The organism is Micromonospora sp. KC721 (genome assembly GCF_004348355.1).
Classification (GTDB): Bacteria; Actinomycetota; Actinomycetes; order Mycobacteriales; family Micromonosporaceae; genus Micromonospora.
The window spans coordinates 62,335-79,485 of record NZ_SMJY01000001.1 but is presented as its reverse complement, the minus strand read 5'-3'; the positions used below and the strand labels follow the sequence as shown (position 1 = coordinate 79,485).

General features: G+C 70.0%; 14 protein-coding genes and 2 riboswitches. Of the genes, 8 read left to right on the top strand and 6 right to left on the bottom strand.

The genetic code is table 11. From position 1 onward, the window contains the following. Positions 1 to 6 precede the first annotated feature (6 nt). Positions 7 to 1,404 (bottom strand): family 43 glycosylhydrolase, encoded by a 1,398-nt coding sequence (locus E1182_RS00330; protein WP_132260509.1) that lies wholly within the window; start codon positions 1,402 to 1,404, stop codon positions 7 to 9. 230 nt (positions 1,405 to 1,634) lie between these two features. Here E1182_RS00330 and E1182_RS00325 point away from each other — a divergent pair, with 230 nt between their 5' ends. The 3 genes from E1182_RS00325 (at position 1,635) to E1182_RS00315 (ending at position 4,690) form a co-directional block, all read left to right on the top strand. Then, positions 1,635 to 1,841: a hypothetical protein gene (locus E1182_RS00325; RefSeq protein ID WP_132260507.1), complete on the top strand. Its 207-nt coding sequence runs from the start codon at positions 1,635 to 1,637 to the stop codon at positions 1,839 to 1,841. Between the two features lie 153 nt (positions 1,842 to 1,994). Beyond that, positions 1,995 to 3,461, top strand: a complete 1,467-nt coding sequence (locus E1182_RS00320; protein ID WP_132260504.1) for an RICIN domain-containing protein — start codon at positions 1,995 to 1,997, stop codon at positions 3,459 to 3,461. An 11-nt stretch (positions 3,462 to 3,472) separates the two neighbouring features. Beyond that, positions 3,473 to 4,690 carry a cellulose binding domain-containing protein gene (locus tag E1182_RS00315; RefSeq protein ID WP_132260501.1) on the top strand — a complete coding sequence of 406 codons (1,218 nt, stop codon included), beginning with the start codon at positions 3,473 to 3,475 and terminating at the stop codon, positions 4,688 to 4,690. A 148-nt stretch (positions 4,691 to 4,838) separates the two neighbouring features. Here E1182_RS00315 and ctaD read toward each other — a convergent pair whose 3' ends face one another. The 3 genes from ctaD to E1182_RS00300 all read right to left on the bottom strand — a co-directional run bounded on the left by ctaD (position 4,839) and on the right by E1182_RS00300 (position 9,620). After that, complete coding sequence (gene ctaD / locus E1182_RS00310; RefSeq protein WP_132260498.1) at positions 4,839 to 6,842, bottom strand: cytochrome c oxidase subunit I; 2,004 nt, start codon at positions 6,840 to 6,842, stop codon at positions 4,839 to 4,841. 136 nt (positions 6,843 to 6,978) lie between these two features. Beyond that, positions 6,979 to 7,737: an alpha/beta fold hydrolase gene (locus E1182_RS00305; protein WP_132260496.1), complete on the bottom strand. Its 759-nt coding sequence runs from the start codon at positions 7,735 to 7,737 to the stop codon at positions 6,979 to 6,981. Between the two features lie 188 nt (positions 7,738 to 7,925). After that, a complete protein-coding gene (locus E1182_RS00300; protein ID WP_132260493.1) occupies positions 7,926 to 9,620 on the bottom strand; it encodes an NAD(P)H-dependent oxidoreductase in 1,695 nt (564 codons plus the stop codon). Between E1182_RS00300 and E1182_RS00295 the strand changes: the two genes are divergently transcribed. Next, positions 9,619 to 10,062, top strand: a complete 444-nt coding sequence (locus E1182_RS00295; RefSeq protein ID WP_243705939.1) for a MerR family transcriptional regulator — start codon at positions 9,619 to 9,621, stop codon at positions 10,060 to 10,062. The genes E1182_RS00300 and E1182_RS00295 overlap by 2 nt on opposite strands. 234 nt (positions 10,063 to 10,296) lie before the next feature. On the opposite strand, the gene E1182_RS00290 is transcribed toward E1182_RS00295, so the two are convergent. Both E1182_RS00290 and E1182_RS00285 read right to left on the bottom strand, forming a co-directional pair. Then, the gene (locus E1182_RS00290; protein ID WP_132260585.1) at positions 10,297 to 11,292 is read right to left on the bottom strand and encodes a ribonucleotide-diphosphate reductase subunit beta; all 996 of its coding nucleotides are present in this window, start codon (positions 11,290 to 11,292) and stop codon (positions 10,297 to 10,299) included. 35 nt (positions 11,293 to 11,327) lie between these two features. After that, the gene (locus E1182_RS00285; protein ID WP_132260491.1) at positions 11,328 to 13,718 is read right to left on the bottom strand and encodes a ribonucleoside-diphosphate reductase subunit alpha; all 2,391 of its coding nucleotides are present in this window, start codon (positions 13,716 to 13,718) and stop codon (positions 11,328 to 11,330) included. 118 nt (positions 13,719 to 13,836) lie between these two features. Then, positions 13,837 to 14,053, bottom strand: a riboswitch (cobalamin riboswitch). A 191-nt stretch (positions 14,054 to 14,244) separates the two neighbouring features. Further along, positions 14,245 to 14,417, top strand: a riboswitch (cobalamin riboswitch). A 28-nt stretch (positions 14,418 to 14,445) separates the two neighbouring features. Here E1182_RS00285 and E1182_RS00280 point away from each other — a divergent pair. The 4 genes from E1182_RS00280 to E1182_RS00265 are packed head-to-tail and all read left to right on the top strand — an operon-like array spanning position 14,446 to position 17,026. After that, on the top strand, positions 14,446 to 15,126 hold the full coding sequence (locus E1182_RS00280) for an energy-coupling factor ABC transporter permease (protein ID WP_132260488.1): 681 nt from the start codon (positions 14,446 to 14,448) through the stop codon (positions 15,124 to 15,126). Next, positions 15,123 to 15,443: an energy-coupling factor ABC transporter substrate-binding protein gene (locus E1182_RS00275; RefSeq protein ID WP_132260486.1), complete on the top strand. Its 321-nt coding sequence runs from the start codon at positions 15,123 to 15,125 to the stop codon at positions 15,441 to 15,443. The genes E1182_RS00280 and E1182_RS00275 overlap by 4 nt, the downstream gene beginning before the upstream one ends. Next, the gene (cbiQ, locus tag E1182_RS00270) at positions 15,444 to 16,187 is read left to right on the top strand and encodes a cobalt ECF transporter T component CbiQ (protein WP_132260484.1); all 744 of its coding nucleotides are present in this window, start codon (positions 15,444 to 15,446) and stop codon (positions 16,185 to 16,187) included. It begins immediately after the preceding gene. After that, positions 16,181 to 17,026, top strand: coding sequence for an energy-coupling factor ABC transporter ATP-binding protein (locus tag E1182_RS00265; protein ID WP_207921193.1), 846 nt, complete (start codon positions 16,181 to 16,183; stop codon positions 17,024 to 17,026). Before cbiQ ends, E1182_RS00265 begins: the two co-directional genes overlap by 7 nt. Positions 17,027 to 17,151: the final 125 nt, after the last annotated feature.

Genomic DNA, 17,151 nt, shown 5'->3' with positions numbered 1-17,151 from the left:
TGTCTCCTAGAGAGTCGGCAGGATCGGGCGGATGGTCCCGTCGGAATGGAACTCCAGGCGATCGATGGCGGTTTCCCGGTTGGTGCCGTTGCCGGCGGGCACGGCGAACCGGTGATAGGCGACGTACCAGGTGTCACTCCCGGGCGCACGGACCACGGAGTGGTGACCGGGGCCCTTGATGCCCGCGTCGAGGCGCTTCTGCAACACGATTCCCCGCTTGGTCCACGGCCCGAGCGGCGAGGGCCCGGTGGCGTACGCGACCCGGTAGTCCTCGCTGCGGGTGTCGTTCTCCGACCACATGAAGTAGTAGACGCCGTTGCGTTCGAACACGAACGGCGCCTCGTTGTAGCCGGCCGGGGTGATGACGCGCACCTGCGCCGGGTCGAACGAGACCATGTCGTCGTTCAGCGGTACCACCCGGGCGACCCCCTGCCCCCAGTACAGGTAGGAACGCCCGTCGGTGTCGGTGAAGACCATCGGGTCGATCGCCTGGCCGGAATACTGGCCACTGCGGATCAGCGGCTGGCCCAGCGCGTCGCGGAACGGTCCGGTCGGCGAGTCGGCGACGGCCACGCCGAGTTGCTTGGCCGTGTTGCCGCTGGCGAGCCCGCCGCTGAAGTACAGGTAGTAGCGGCCGTTTTTGGCCGCGACGGCCGGGGCCCAGGCCGAGTTGTCCGCCCATGACACGTCCGGGCCGTGGTCGAGGATCACGCCGTGGTCCGTCCAGTTCACCAGGTCGGTGGAGGAGAAGGCCTTGTAGTACGTGCCGCTCCAGCTCGCGTAGCCGTCGGTGGTCGGGTACAGGTAGTAGCGGCCGTTGAGGACCGTGAGGTGTGGGTCGGCGAACAGGCCGGGGATGACCGGATTCTTCGTGGTTTTCGGTGCCCACGGCGCGGCGAGGCGGAACGAACTGTCCGCCCGGAACTGGGGAATGTCCTGGTAGGCGTCGAGCGTGAGCGCGAAGTCACGGTGCCGGATCCGACGGTCCGGATAGTTGTACGAGACCAGCGAGATCGATCCGGCGACCGAGCCGGCGACCGCGCAGAAGGTCGCGTCGGCGCGGAATGTCTGGTCCCCGGTGTTGGGGTCGACTCGCAGCCGCCAGTCCCGGTGCCGCAGGAACAGCCCGTCCTTGGTCTGGAACGAGTAGCACGTCGGCGAGGCCAGCCCGTTTACGACCGTGAAGGTGGCGTCCCGTTTGGTCTGGGCGTCGCTGCTGGCGGTCACCGCCGCGAGCTGGCCGGCGTTGCTGAGGTGTCGTACGTACCGGCCCGGATAGTTGACCGACTCCAGCGACTGGGGGGCGGTGGGCAACGACGCGGCGGCCGTGACGGGCTCCGGCGCGGCGAGCACCGTGCCGGCGATGGCCACGGTGAGTAAGGCGAGGGCGGAAACGATTCGCATCGGCGGTGTCCTTCGTGACGGTTCGCTGGACGATGACAATGGCCGTCCGGTCCGACCTTCGGAAAGATCAGCCAGGACGGTTGTGGCGGTGGACGAAACATCACGTTCTAAGGATTGTCTTCGCTTTTGCGGGGTGTTAGCGTTCTCAGCTCCGGGCTATGTGGCAGTAAGTGTCGTCACGGCTACCCGAAGTGTCGATCGATGGACTCCGGCATTGTGGTGCCGGTGTCGTGGGGCCTTCGTCGAGGGTCTGGCAGTCTGAGGGCCACGGTGTCGACGCGTCGCCCCTCGCCGGTCGGTGTGCTGTTGCGGTCGGCACCGCCTCGCTGGACCTGCCCGCACAGAGCGTCACCGCGTACGTCCTGCGCGCCGAGGCGCGAGTTGACACCGACGGCACCGGCGCCGAGCGGTGCCGTCTGGTCAACCTGGTCGCGTGACCTTACTCGTAGGTCGGTCCAGCGTGCCGATGCCGCCCGGCGCAGCGAACCGACCGCCTGGCGACCGCCCGATCGACATCGATTCACATCGCTCTCTATCGTACGGCAAGCGCTTTCCGGCTGGTATCCGGAGGGCATCGGGAGGACGATCACATGGGGCCATCCAAACGCCTGTTCCGCACCATCGCCAGTACCGTCGTCGCGATGGCGGTCGCGGCCGCCGCGACCGTCGCGGTGGCGGCTCCCGCCCACGCCGCGCCCGGAGACGGGTCCACCTCGGACCCGAACATCTCCTTCATCGGCCGCTGGGACCGCAGCTCGACCGCCGCGTTCGCGTCGAACTGGGCCGGGGCCTACCTGCGCACCGGCTTCACCGGAACGACGGTGCGGCTCAAGCAACGCAACGCGGTGGAGTTCTGGGCAAGTATCGACGGCGGGCCGTTCGTGAACTACCGCAACGTCAGCGGGACGGTGAACCTGACCCCGACCCCGCTGCGCGCCGGCAACCACACGCTGGTGGTCTCCTACCGGCAGCGGGCCGGCTCGTACAACGGCGACGCCGTGTTCACCGGGTTGGTCCTGGACTCCGGCGCCCGCACGTATCCGCTGCCGGTGGCGCCGAAGCTGGTCGAGTTCGTCGGGGACTCGATCACCGCGGGCACGGGCAGTTCCAAGCTGGCCATCACGGACTACGCCTGGTTGGTCGGGGAACGGCTCGGCGTGGAGCACACCCAGATCGCCATCGGCGGAGCCTGCCTGGTCGCCGCGCCGGACGGTTGCTGGGGGATGGAGCGACGGTACTTCAACATCGACGCGGGTAGTTCCACGCCGTGGGACTTCTCCCGCTACCGGGCCGACGCGGTGGTCATCAACCTCGGTACGAACGATGTGGGGCACAGCGTGTCGGGCCCCACCTTCCAGGCGTCGTACACGGCGTTCATCCGCAACATCCGCGCGAAGTACCCCCACGCCGCGATCCTCGCGCTGAAGACCTTCCGGGGCCGGTACGTGGCGGAAACCCAGGCCGCCGTGCAGGCGGTCAACAACTCCGGTGACCGCAACGTCTACTTCGTCAACACCGACGGCTGGCTGACCGCCGAGGGTCTGGGCGACGCCGTGCACCCCAACGACCGCGGTCACCAGATGATCGCCGACCGGCTCGCCCCGATCGTCGCGGCCCGCCTCGGCACGACCACGCCGACCCGCCAGTACAAGGTGGTCAACCGCAACAGCGGCAAGGTGTTGGCGGTCAGCGGCAACTCCACCGCCGACGGCGCGGCGGCGGTCCAGGCCACCGACCTCGGCGCGGCCGCCCAGCGGTGGCAGCTCGTGGACGCCGGTGGCGGGTTCAGCAAGCTCGTCAACGTGGCCAGCGGCAAGGTGCTCGACGTGAACGCCCGCTCCACCAGCGACGGCGCGGCCGTCATCCAGTACCGCGACAACGGCGGCACCAACCAGCACTGGCAGACCGTCCCCGTCGACGGTCACGTCAGGCTCGTCAACCGTAACAGCGGGAAGCTGCTCGAGGTGCCGGGCGGATCCACCGCCGAGGGGACCGCGCTGGTGCAACGCGGCGACAACGGCGGCACGAACCAGCAGTGGCACCTGGTGACCGGGTGAGGGGAGCAGTCATGCGTGTGTCGACACGTCAGCTCGCGACACTGATGGCAGTCGTGCTGGCGACCCTGGCCGGCGGTTACGTCGTGACCGGTCAGCTCGCGGTCGCGGCCGCGGCCGGATGCCGGGTGGACTACCGGGTGACCAGTCAGTGGTCGGGCGGCTTCGGCGCGGACGTCACCGTCACCAACCACGGCGACGCGATCAACGGCTGGACGCTCACCTGGAACTTCGTCACCGGCCAGGGCGTCACCCAGGCATGGAACGCCACGGTGACCCAGAATGGCGCGGCGGTGACGGCCAGGAACGCCAGCCACAATGGCGCCATCGGGACCAACGCGACGGTGAACTTCGGGTTCAACGGCTCCTGGACCACGGCGAATCCGGTGCCGCCGACGTTCACCCTCAACGGCACGGTGTGCGGGGGTACCGCCACGCCCACCGTGTCGCCCTGCGCCGGGCCGTCGACCCCACCCGCGTCGCCGAGCAGCCCATCCGCGTCGCCGGGCCGAGTCACCGTGTGGTTGGCCGGCGACTCCACGATGGCCAACCCGTCCGGTGGCGCTGCCTGCCCGGCCGGCTGGGGTGGCCAGTTCGCCCCGTACTTCACCAACGGCGTCACGGTGGTCAACAGCGCGGTTGGTGGCCGCAGCATCCAGACCTGGTTGTACGACCCGAACGTCACCAGCAACAAGAACTCCGCCGGTGAGTGCATCGTCAGCCCGGCCACCTACTCGAGCCGTTGGCGGGCCATGCTCGACCGGTCGACCGGGATGAAGGCGGGCGACTACCTGTTCATCCAGTTCGGCATCAACGACGGGACGAGCACCTGCCCCCGGCACGTGGGATCGGCCCGGTACAAGGAACTGCTGGGGGTGATGGCCCGGGCGGCTCGCGAGCGTGGCGCCCACCCGGTCTTCCTCACGCCCGTCGCCGCGATCAGGTGCAACGGGAACACGGCGGTCGGCAACCGGGGCTTCCTGACCGAAACGTTCGACGCCGCCGTCGCGAACGGCAACGTGCCGGTCATCGACCTGCACCGGCTGAGCTACACGCTCTACAACCGGCTCGGTCTGTGCCCGAACAACGGCGACTACACGCAGGGCCCGGTGGGCGCGTTCTTCTGCAACGACCACACCCACTTCGAGGCGGCCGGCGCCCGGCAGATCGCCGGTGTCGTGGCCGGCGCGGTGCGCAACCAGCGGCTCGGCCTCGCCGCCTATCTGAGATGACGGGTTCCGACAGGAGATGACAGGATCCGCCGGGACGCAGAGCGTCTCGGCGGATCCTGCGCGTACCGCGCTCAGCGCACTGCCGCCCGCCCGAGCCGCCTCGGGCAGGCACGGCCACGGTGGCCAGTTCCGCCCCGGGGCCTGGTGGCTACCGCTCGTCGGCTCCGGTGCCGCCCTCGGGCCGTTGCCACCGGTCACCGGGGTCTGTGGGGCTACGCTCTCCGCCCCAGGGGTCGCGCTCGGGTTCGTCGGTCTGGTCGAAGCTGGGCCGTCGGATGTGTTCGGGGTCGGGTACCTCCACCGGTCGCGCTCCGGACTCCGGGGCCGGCTGGTACTCGGTCACCTCCCGAGGGCCGTACGCTCCCTGCCGGTGGGGCGGTTCGGGAACCCGTTTCTCGGCGTGGAGTTCCTCACGCAGGGTCTGCCGGGGTTCGACGTCGCGTTGCGGCAGGTCGCGGCCGAGGTCGGCGACGTGCGGACCGTACTTGGCGTCGAAGGCGGGTCGTTCGGAGCGAATGCGCAGCATCGTGTCGAAGTTGCGTAACGGGGGTGGGCAACTGGTGGCCCACTCCAGGGAGTTGCCGAAGCCCCACGGGTCCTGCACGGTCACCCGAGGGCCGTAGCGCCAGGACTTCCAGGCGTTCCAGATGAAGAACAGCGTGGAGATGCCGAGCACGAACGACCAGACGGTGGAGAACATGTGCATTCCGGTGAAGCCGTCCTGGGGCTGGTAGTCGGCGTAGCGGCGGGGCATGCCCTCGGCCCCGAGCCAGTGGTGGACCAGGAACGTGCCGTGGAAGCCGGTGAACATCGTCCAGAAGTGGATCTTGCCGAGGCGTTCGTCCATGAGTCGGCCGGTCATCTTGGGAAACCAGAAGTAGATTCCGGCGAAGAGGGCGAAGACCACGGTGCCGAACACCACGTAGTGGAAGTGGGCGACGACGAAGTAGCTGTCGTGGACGTGGAAGTCCGCGGGTGGGCTGGCCAGCAGCACGCCGGTCAGTCCACCGAGCAGGAAGGTGACGAGGAAACCGATCGCGAACAGCATCGGGGTCTCGAAGGTCAGTTGTCCCTTCCACAGGGTGCCGAGCCAGTTGAAGTACTTGACCCCGGTCGGTACGGCGATGAGGAACGTGGTGGCGGCGAAGAACGGCAGCAACACCTGGCCGGTGGTGAACATGTGGTGCGCCCAGACGATCATGGAATAGCCGGCGATGAAGATCGTGGCGGCGACCATGCCCTTGTAGCCGAAGAGCGGCTTGCGGGAGAAGACCGGGATGATCTCGGTGACGATGCCGAAGAACGGCAGCGCGATGATGTAGACCTCGGGATGGCCGAAGAACCAGAACAGGTGCTGCCAGAGCATCGGCCCGCCGGTGGCCGCGTCGTAGACGTGGGCGTTGAACAGCCGGTCGGCCATCAGTGCCAGCAGGGCGGCGGCGAGCAGGGGAAAGACCAGCACCACCAGAAGGCTGGTGATCAGCATGTTCCAGGTGAAGATCGGCATCCGGAACATGGTCATGCCGGGGGCGCGCAGGGTCAGGATCGTGGTGATCAGGTTGACCGCGCCGAGGATGGTGCCCAGGCCGGAGACGGTCAGCCCGACGACCCACATGTTCGCGCCCACCCCCGGGGAGTGCTCGACGCTGCTCAGCGGGGTGTAGGCGGTCCAGCCGAAGTCGGCCGAGCCACTCGGGGTCATGAACCCGCCCATGACCATCAGCCCGCCGAAGAGGTACAGCCAATACGCCAGGGCGTTGAGCCGGGGGAACGAGACGTCGGGTGCGCCGATCTGGAGCGGCACGATGTAGTTGGCGAATCCGAACGCCGCCGGGGTGGCGAACAGCAGCAGCATCACGGCGCCGTGCGAGGTGAACAGCTGGTTGTACTGCTCGGCGGAGAGGAGCTGCATCCCGGGCCGGGCCAACTCGGCCCGGATCAGCAGCGCCTCCACCCCGGCGGCGACGAAGAACCCGAACGACGTGAGCAGGTAGAGCAGTCCGATCTGCTTGTGGTCGGTGGTGGCCAGGAACTTGATCAGCGATGCGCCGGGCAGCGGCCGCCGCAGCGGCCCCGGATAGCCGCCGGACATGGCCGGAACGAGCACCGCCGGCCCGTGGTCCCGTGCCGGCTGCGCCGTCCGATTCGACATCTCGCTCGCCTCACCCTGGTATCGGAGATAGGGCGAATGCCCCTTACATTGCTAAACGGAGTAATGCCACACTACCGGCACGGATCGGTTCCGTGCGCCGGATGCGGGTGAGCCGCCCGACCAGCGGCTTCACCCGTCAGAGCAGACCGGTGGCGGCCGCACGGGCGAACCCCTCCGGGTTGTCGAGCATGACGTTGTGGCCGGCCGCCGGAACCGTCACGACCCGCACGCCGGCGGCGGTGAGCCCATCCGGGTCGCGTACCGCAGCGCCCTGCTTGCCCTGGATGAACGTCCGGGGGATCGACAGGCGCTCCAGCATCCGCCGCATGGTGGGTCGGGTCGCCGCAACCAGGTGCACGGCGCTGCGGTACAGGCCGACCGGGTCGGCGAGTCGCATGGTGGACGCCCAGAGCGGTCCGACCCGGTCGAGGGTCTCGGTGAGACCGCCGGCAAGGAACTCGTCCTCGGGGTAGGCGTTGATGCCACTGCCCCCGACCACCGGTGCCGGGCTCGGCTCCAGGTTGGCCTCCACCAGCACGAGCCGGCCGACAAGGTCGGGCCGGTGGTGGGCGAGCACGACCGCCACCCCGCCGCCCATGCTGTGCCCCACCACGTCGGCCCCGCGGACCCCGGCCATGTCCAGCGCCGTGGCGAGGGTGGCGGCGTGCTCCTCCAGGGTGTAGCCGAAAGCCCGCGGGCGGTCGCTCAGCCCGTGGCCGAGCAGGTCGACGAAGAGCGACCGGTGCCCGGCCAACTCCGGCCGGGTGGCCACCGGGACGAAGTACGGCGCCGACATCGCCCCCAGGCCGTGCAGGTACACCCGTGCCGGCGCGTGGCCGGACACCTCCACCCACCGCATCCGGGCACCGCCGGGCCCCACCACCGCGTCGCGCATCTGTCGGTGCACACCTCCGCGCCGAGGTGACTCGGCCTGGGCAATGGGGGTTCGGTCTACCCGGCGAACCTCGGCCCGAACCTGCCGGCGCGACGGGGGCGTCGGCAGGTCGGCCGGGTGACGGTCACGCCGTGGCGTCGGGCGGTAGCGGCCGAGTCGGGGTGACGGTGGGGACGAAGACGACGGCGTCAAAGCTGTCTCGCAGCGAGGGGCAGGTCGTAGTAGTGCTCGGCGTCGTGATCGGGGTCGTAGACCCCGGAGATCAGCCTCGTCCGCCACGGCGCGTCGAGTCGGGTGGCCACCTCGGCCGGGACATCACCGTTCAGGCTGATCGTGCGTTCGCCACCGGCGGCCACCATGAGGTCCTCCAGTGACTCGGGGGCCGGTGCCGGAATCTTGACGTTGCCGACCAGACCGTGGCCGAACGTGACGTGAACGGCGACGTACTGCTCTCCGAGGGCTTTGCGCAGGTGGGAGCCGAGCATGACACCGTGATGCGCGGCGACGTGGGCGCTGCCCTCCCAGAGGACGACCCGGTCGCCGGTGCGTCGGTGTCGTTCCAGGATTCGTTCGGCGGCTGCTCTCTCCTCGCGTTCCACGTCGTATCCCACTCCGATTGCGTTCGCGTGGTGCTCGACGATCCCATCGAGCAACCGCACGGCTTCGTCGCGTTCCGCGCCGGCGTCGAGCCGCCCGGCGATCGCACGCGCCGTGCGCGCGAGTTCCACGAAGGGAGTGCCGGGATGGGTACCCCGGGCTCGCTGCACGTGCTCGGCACTTTCGTGCGCGGTGCGAATGACGTCGAGCAGCTCACGGAGCGGTGGCACCTCGGCCGGGGCGACGGCCGCGATCAGGTCCAGGACCCGGTCGTAGTCGCTCGGTAGCATCCCCGAACCGCTCACTCCGATCACCCGTACCGGATCATCGAGCTGGCTCGCGTTGCGGTGCCGGAGCCAGGTCAGGGCATCCCGCATCTCGCTCGTCTGCCAGGGGCCCCAGGCCTGCCGCAGCGCGGAGTCGATGTCGACCTCCTCACCGCGCACGTAGCGGTCGTAGAGGTCAGCCACGCGCTGGTTGTCGAGCACCGCCAGGATCCGGAAACCGCGGTCGATCAGCACCCGGGTGGTGTGGTCGACGATCTGGAAGGTCTCGTGTGCTTCGCGGGTGCTGGTGCCGAGCCCGACGACGAGGGCGTCTGCGGCGAGGTCGGCGACCGCTTCGGGGTCGACGGTCTCGGGTTGTGCCGCCACCCAGGACACCGTCGGGTCTGCGGTCTCTCCGGTGTCGCCGACGCTGCCGAAGGGGCGTCGCCGTCGGGCGTCGCGCAGCGCGTCGGCCCACCAGGTCAGCTCACGGACGGCATCGAGTACCGCGTGGTCTTCTCCGTCGGGAGCGACGTAGCGGCCTTCGGTCAGGTGTGCCCATGGCGCGCGGAGCGCGACCATGCGCCGGGTGGTGACCACGGAGAGTTCGGCGAAGACCGGGCGGAGGTACTCGCCGGCGAGCAACCCGCCCTGTACGCCATACGGCACCACCGTGGCGGCCTTGAACTGCCACTCGGCGTAATGCCAGTCCAGGAAGCGTTTGAGACTCGCCGGGTAGGAGTGGTTGTACTCGGGGGTGACGATGACGAAGCCGTCCGCGGCGGCCATCAGATCCGACACCGGCGTCGGCTGCCCGCCACCTGGCTGCAGTTCCGAGTCAGGTGGCAGGTGGAGGTCGGCGAGGTCCACCACCTGGGTGCGAACGTCCCCGGGGATCTGTTCCGTCACCCAGTCGCCCACGACCCGGCCGATCCGGTCGCCGCGGACGCTGGCCACCACGACGACGAGGCGGAGCGGGTCCTGCCGGTTCTCGCTTCTTGCGCTTCTCTGATCGGTCATGCCCGTCACGCTGCCGGTTGAACATATGTTGAAGTCAAGCCTCTGCGCATGGCACGCTCGTGGCGTGAGTCATGCCGTCATCTCCGCACCCGAAGCCGTTTTCAGCGTCGGTGACGTTGCCCGCGATGCCGACGTCGCGCCGTCGGCGGTCCGGTTCTACGAGAAGACCGGTGTCATCACCGCCCAGCGCGACGGCGGCAACCAGCGTCGCTTCGACGTCTCCGCGGCCTGCCGGATCAAGGTCGCGAAACTGGCCCAACGCGTCGGCCTCACCGTCCGCGAGATCGCCGATCTACCACCCGACCCCGGACCGCAGGAGTGGGGCCGGGTGGCCACCGCGCTGATCGCCGAGGCCGATCGCCGAACGGCCGAGCTACGCGCCTGTCTGGCCGAGATGCAATCCGGCGGGAGGCTCTGCGAGTCCGTCGACCAGGTCCCGTGACCGAGATGTCCTGGCTGCTGCGGTGACCACAGGCCGCGCCGGGTTGAGGGGCACGGTGCGGGCTGTTACCGGCCGAGAAGCAGGGACGCCAACTTGGCCGTGCCCTGCCGGATGGCACCCGGTCCGTTGCCGCCCGCCCGGCGGGGACCGAGGTCATCCCCGCCGGGGCGAGCCGTGCCCACTGCTCTGCGTGGTGCTGACAGGTCGCGCGCGAGCCCGTGGCCCGGCCGTCGATCAGAAGTCGTCGTCGAAGGTGACGCTGCCGGTGACCCCCACCTGGTACGCCGACACCCGCCGTTCGAAGAAGTTCGACAACTCCTGGACGTCCTGCAACTCCATGAACGCGAACGGGTTCGTCGAGCCGTACAGCGGTGCGATGCCGAGCTGGGCGAGCCGGCGGTCGGCCACGTGCTGCAGGTACTGTCGCATGTCCGCCGGGGAGAGCCCGGAGACGCCCTGTTCGAGCAGGTCCTCGGCGAACTGGGCCTCGCACTCGACGGCCTCGGCGAGCATGTCGCGTACCTGGGTGGCCATCTCGTCGTCGAACAGGTCCGGTTCCTCACGCCGGACGGTGTCCACCACGTCGAAGGCGAACGCCATGTGCATGGACTCGTCGCGGAACACCCAGTTGGTGCCGGAGGCGAGGCCGTTGAGCAGCCCTCGGGAGCGCAGGAAGTAGACGTAGGCGAAGGCGCCGTAGAAGAACAGGCCCTCGATGCACGCGGCGAAGCAAATCAGGTTGAGCAGGAACGCCCTGCGGTCGTCCCGGGTCCTCAGCTCGCGCAGCTCGAAGATGGAATCGATCCAGCGGAAGCAGAAATCGGCCTTGCGCCGGATCGAGGGGATGTTCTCGATCGCGGCGAACGCGGCGAAGCGCTCCTTCTCGTCGGGCACGTAGGTGTCGAGCAGGTTCAGGTAGAACTGGACGTGCACCGCCTCCTCGAAGAGTTGCCGGGACAGGTAGAGCCGGCCCTCCGGGGAGTTCACGTGCTGGTACAGGTTGAGTACCAGGTTGTTGGCGACGATGGTGTCGCCGGTGGCGAAGAACGCCACCAGCCGGGACACCAGGTGCTGCTCGGCGGGGGAGAGCCGGGCCAGGTCGGCGAGGTCGGAGTGCAGATCGACCTCCTCGACGGTCCAGGTGTTCTTGATCGCGTCCTTGAACCGGTCGAAGAAGTGTGGGTACCGCATCGGTCGCAGGGTCAGGTCCATGCCGGGGTTGAGCAGCATGTGCCGGGTGTCGGTGCGGGGTTCGGAGGTCGTGGTCACTGGCAGGCCTCGCAGCTCTCGGGGTTCTCCAGGGAGCAGGCCAGCGCCTCGTCGTCGCTGATCGCGACGAGCGGCGTCACCGCCGGGGTGACGGCGACGGTGGCCTGCTGGATCCGCGTCGCGGGACGCGACCGCAGGTAGTAGGTGGTCTTCAGACCGGACTTCCAGGCGTACAGGTACATCGACGAGAGCTTGCCGATGGTCGGCGCGCTCAGGAACAGGTTCAGCGACTGCGACTGGTCGACGTAGGACGCGCGGGCGGCGGCGAGGTCGATCAGCGCCCGCTGCGGCAGCTCCCACGCGGTACGGAACAGCTCCCGCACGTCGGCGGGCAGGTCAATGATTCCCTGTACCGACCCCTCGGCGCGCTTGATCTGCTCCCGGATCTCCGGCGTCCACAGCCCACGCGCCTTCAGCTCGCCGACCAGATACGTGTTGACCTGGAGGAACTCACCCGACATGGTCTCGCGCTTGAACAGGTTGGACACCTGCGGCTCGATGCACTCGTAACAGCCGGCGATGGAGGCGATCGTCGCGGTCGGGGCGATCGCGACCAGCAGCGAGTTGCGCAGCCCGTGGGTGGCGATCCTCGACCGCAGCGCCGCCCACCGTTCGGCCTGGGTGGGTTCGACGCCCCACAGGTCCGGGTGCAGTTCACCGCCGGCGGCGCGGGTCTCGGCGTACGCCGGGTGCGGGCCGAACCGCTCGGCGAGTCCGGCGGAGGTCTCCAGGGCGGTCAGGAAGATCTCCTCCTGCACCCGGGTGGACAGCTCCTTCGCGGCCGGGGAGTCGAACGGCAGACGCAGGGTGAAGAAGGCGTCCTGCAGGCCCATCAGCCCGAGCCCGACCGGTCGCCAGCGCGGGTTCGACGCCGCCGCCTGCTCGGCCGGGTAGTAGTTGATGTCGATGACCCGGTCGAGGAACACCACCGCGGTACGGACGGTGGAACGCAGCCGCTCCCAGTCGACCCCGTCCGTGGTGACATGGGCGCCGAGGTTGACCGAGCCCAGGTTGCACACCGCGGTCTCGGTGTCGCTGTTGACCTCCAGGATCTCGGTGCACAGGTTCGACAGGTGAATCGTGTTGCCCGGGACGCCGGTCTGGTTGGACAGCCGGTTGGATCGGTCCTTGAAGGTCATCCACCCGTTGCCGGTCTGCGCCAGGGTACGCATCATCCGCCCGTACAGATCCCGGGCCTTGACGGTGCGGACCGCCTTCTTCTCCGCGACCCGGTAGGCGGCGTCGAACTCCTCGCCGTAGAGGTCGGGCAGCTCCGGCGCGTCGGACGGGTCGATCAGCGACCAGTCGCCGTCCGTCTCCACCCGGCGCATGAACTCGTCCGGGATCCAGTTGGCCAGGTTCAGGTTGTGGGTGCGCCGGGCCTCCTCGCCGGTGTTGTCGCGCAGCTCGAGGAACTCCTCGATGTCCGGGTGCCACGGCTCCAGGTAGACGCAGGCCGCGCCCTTGCGCCGGCCGCCCTGGTTGACCGCCGCGACGCCGGCGTCGAGGGTCTTCAGGAACGGCACGATGCCGTTCGACCGGCCGTTCGTGCCACGGATCAGCGCGCCCCGGCCGCGTACCCGCGACCAGGAGATGCCGATGCCACCGGAGAACTTCGACAGCTTCGCCACCTGGTGGTACCGCTCGTAGATCGAGTCCAGCTCGTCGCGGGGCGAGTCGACCAGGAAGCACGAGGACATCTGGGTGTGCCGGGTGCCCGAGTTGAACAGCGTCGGTGAGCTGGGCAGGTAGGCCAGCGACGACATCAGCCGGTAGAAGCCGATCGCCTCGGCCGGCGTCTCGGACAACCCGCAGGCCACCCGCAGCAGCCAGTACTGCGGTGTCTCCACCACCAGCCGGGACTCGGGGTGGCGCAGCAGGTACCGGTCGGCGACGGTACGCAACCCGAAGTACTCGAACCGCAGGTCACCCGTCGGGTCCACGGCGTCGTCCAGCTTGCGCGCGTTGCGGGTCACGAACGCGGCGGTGTCGTCGCCGATCAGGCCCAGGCCGTGGGCGTACCGGATGGACTGGCTGAAACTGGCCACCTGCTGCCCGCGGACCTCCTTGTCCACGAACGCGGCCAGCAGCCGCGCCGCCAGCTTCGAGTACTGCGGCTCCTCGCCGATCAGCTCCGCCGCCGTCTGGATCGACAGCTTGTCCAGCTCGGCGGTGGTCGCCCCGTCGTACAGGCCGCTGATCGTCTTGGTGGCCACCCGCAGCGGGTCCACCTCGTCCAGGTCGGCGACCCACCGCTCGACCGCTTTGACGATCTTGTTGACGTCCACCGGCTCGCTGTCGCCGTTGCGCTTGCGCACCTGCATGACCTGGCGGCGCTGCTCCGGTGCGCCCACACCGGACGCCGGCCTTTCCTGCCCGACCGTCATCGTCTCTCCTCGCACTGTCTCCGATGGTCTTCGGACGCGGGAGAACGCCAACGGACCGCCGGCAAGGCAGGCTCGTGCTGGCGTCGGTCGTCCCGCGTGACCTCCGACCGCCGTTCGCGTACGCGAACGGCGCGCTGGCAGGTCTTCGGACTCGCGGGCGTGACCGGGCTCGCCGGTCGCCTACTGGCCGTCGCTTCCCAGACCCGGTGGGCCCAGTGCGTGGTGACGGCGGTCGTTCCCACTCACCGCTGCGGGGCAGTCCCGGACTCGCACCGGGTTCCCTCTTGCCTCGACCGTCCACCAGGGGCGACCGAACCAGCTGCGGGGGACACCATATATGCCGCTGCCATCGGGCAGGCAACACCAGATGTCGTGTCGATGTGTCGGCTTCGTCTCATCGGCCGTCGGCCTGGTGGCGGCGGCACCGCCTGCCCGCAGGGCCCGGTGACCCCGATCCGGGCAGCGTCCGACCGGGCGGTGGTGAGCCCAGCTCGCGTCGGCCGCTTGCTCCGCCGGTGGCAGCCCGATAGCCTCTCGCCGTCAGGGTGCACGGGAAGCCGGTGGAAGACCGGCGCGGCCCTCGCCACTGTGACCGGGTAGCGACCTCCGACGACGCCACTGGGCCCACCTGGGCCTGGGAAGGCCGGAGGAAGCATCGATCCGGGAGCCAGGAGACCGGCCCTGACAGGTGATCTCATCCACGAGGTGCTGGAGAGGAAGGTCCTCGATGCATATCGCCGAGGGGTATCTGCCCCCGGTGCAGGCCGCGGCATGGTTCGCGGTCTCCGCACCGTTCGTCGTCCACGGCAGCCGGGCACTGGTCCGCCAGGTGCGGCAGGACCCGGAGACGAAACTCCTGCTCGGAGCGGCGGGCGCGTTCACGTTCGTGCTCTCCGCGTTGAAGATCCCGTCGGTGACCGGTTCCTGCTCGCATCCGACCGGCACCGGGCTGGGGGCGGTGCTGTTCCGGCCACCGGTGATGAGCGTGCTGGGCGGCATCGTGCTGCTGTTCCAGGCGGTGCTGCTGGCCCACGGCGGGCTGAGCACGCTGGGCGCCAACATCTTCTCGATGGCGATCATCGGCCCCTGGGTGGCGTACGGGGTCTACCTGCTGGTCCGCCGGGCCGGCGGCGGTCTGGGCGTGGCGGTCTTCGCCGCCGCGGCGCTCGGCGACCTGGCCACGTACTGCGTCACCAGCGCCCAGTTGGCGCTTGCCTTCCCCGACCCGTCGACCGGGTTCGCCGGCGCGCTGGCGAAGTTCGGCGGGATCTTCGCCGTGACCCAGATCCCGTTGGCCGTCAGCGAGGGCCTGCTGTCCGTCCTGGTGATCCGACTGCTGACCCGGACCAGCGGAGACGACCTGCGCCGGCTCGGCGTGTTCCGGACGGCGGCGGAGGTGCGGGCATGAAGCGCTTCACCCGGGTCAACCTGCTGTTGCTGCTCGCGGTGCTGGCCCTTGCGGTGGCGCCGCTGGCGCTGGGCCTCGGGTCGGGCGAGGAACCGTTTGCCGGCGCGGACGCGCTGGCCGAGCAGGCGATCGTGGAGGATCACCCCGACTACGAGCCGTGGTTCACCCCGCTCTACGAACCACCCTCGGGTGAGGTGGAGTCGGCGCTGTTCGCGCTCCAGGCCGCGCTGGGCGCGGGGTTCCTCGGGTACTACTTCGGGGTCGCCCGGACCCGGCAGCGGCAGCGCGACGCCGCCGCCGAGCAGCCGCGCGGGTAGGTGTTCGCCCTCGACGCCGCGGCCCACACCGGAGTGTGGCGATCACGGCACCCGGCCGAGAAGGCGCTGCTCTCCCTCGGGCTGCTGGCCTGCGCGGTGATCCTGCCCCCGTGGCCGGGCGCGGCGCTGTCCGGCGCGGCGGCCGTGGTGCTGCTGGTCGGCCCGGCCCGGGTGGCACCGGCCGTGGTGCTGCGCGCGGCGCGGGTGCCGCTGCTGTTCGTGGCGACCTCGACGGTGCCGCTGCTGGTGACGATGCCGGCGCCGGCACGGGTCACGCTCGACCCGGCCGGTCCCGCGCTGGCGGCGCAGACCGCCGGCCGGTCCGTGGCGGCGTTGGCCTGCCTGCTGCTGTTCAGCGCCACCACGCCGCTGTCGGACGTGCTGCCCCGGCTACACCGGCTGGGGGTCCCCCCGGCGGTCAGCGAGGTCGCCGCGCTGACGTACCGGATGCTCTTCCTGCTGATGGAGAGCGCACGGGCGGTCCGTGCGGCGCAGGCGGCGCGGCTCGGCTTCCGGACCTGGCGGGCCGCGTACCGGTCGGTCGCCGGGCAGGCCGGCGCGGTGTTCGTCCGGGCGTTCGACCGCGCCCGCAGGCTGGAGGAGGGGTTGGCGTTGCGGGGATACACCGGATCGCTCGCGGTGCAGGTGGAGGCGCTGCCGGTGTCACCGCCGTTCGTGGCGGCGACCGTGGGGTTGGTCGCGGCGATCGTCGCCGCCACCGTCCTGGTGGCGCCGACGTGGTGACCGGGCCGCTGCTGGAGTTCGCCGGCGTGCACTTCGGCTACCAGCCGGACCGTCCGGTCCTGACCGGCGTCGACCTCCGGGTGGAGGCGGGCCGACGGCTGGCGGTGGTCGGGCCCAACGGTGGCGGCAAGACGACCCTGTTCCGGCTGGCGGCCGGCTCGTTGACGCCCTCCGCGGGCCGGATCGCCGTCGCCGGCAGCCGGGTGCGGCACACCCGTGCCGGCCTGCGGACGGTACGCCAGCAGGTGCAACTGGTGCTGCAGGACCCGGACGACCAGCTCTTCTCCGCCAGTGTCCGGCAGGACGTCTCCTTCGGACCGGTCAACCTCGGGCTGCCGCCGGAACAGGTCCGGCAGCGCTGCGACCAGGCTCTCACGGCGCTCGGCGTGACGTCGGTCGCCGACCGCCCGACCCATCTGCTGTCCTACGGTCAGCGCAAGCGGGTGGCCATCGCCGGTGCGGTCGCGATGCGACCCCGGCTGCTCATCCTCGACGAGCCGACGGCCGGGCTCGACCCGGCCGGCGTGGAGGAACTGCTGCACACCCTGGACGACCTGCACGCCACCGGTACGACGGTGGTGCTGTCCACCCACGACGTCGACCTCGCCTTCCGCTGGGCGGACACGGTGGCCGTGGTCAGCGGCGGTGGGGTGTGCGCCATGCCGGCGGGCGAGGCGCTGGCCGACCCGGCACTGCTCACCGCGGCGCACCTGCTGCCGGCCTGGGCTCCGTTGGTGCACCGGCTTCTCGACCGGGTTCCCGGCCTGGCCGGGAAACGCCCCCGGTGCGCCGCGGACCTCGCCGCGCTGCTCACCGCGGAACCGGATCGGGGCACCTGACCCCCGGCCACCGCCCACGGTGGCACCACCGCGCGCCAGCTGTCGTACGACGGCACCGCGCACACCGGGCGGTACCTGGCCGAGCGCCGGGCCGTCCGGTCGCCACGTTCGGGCGTGACCGGCCG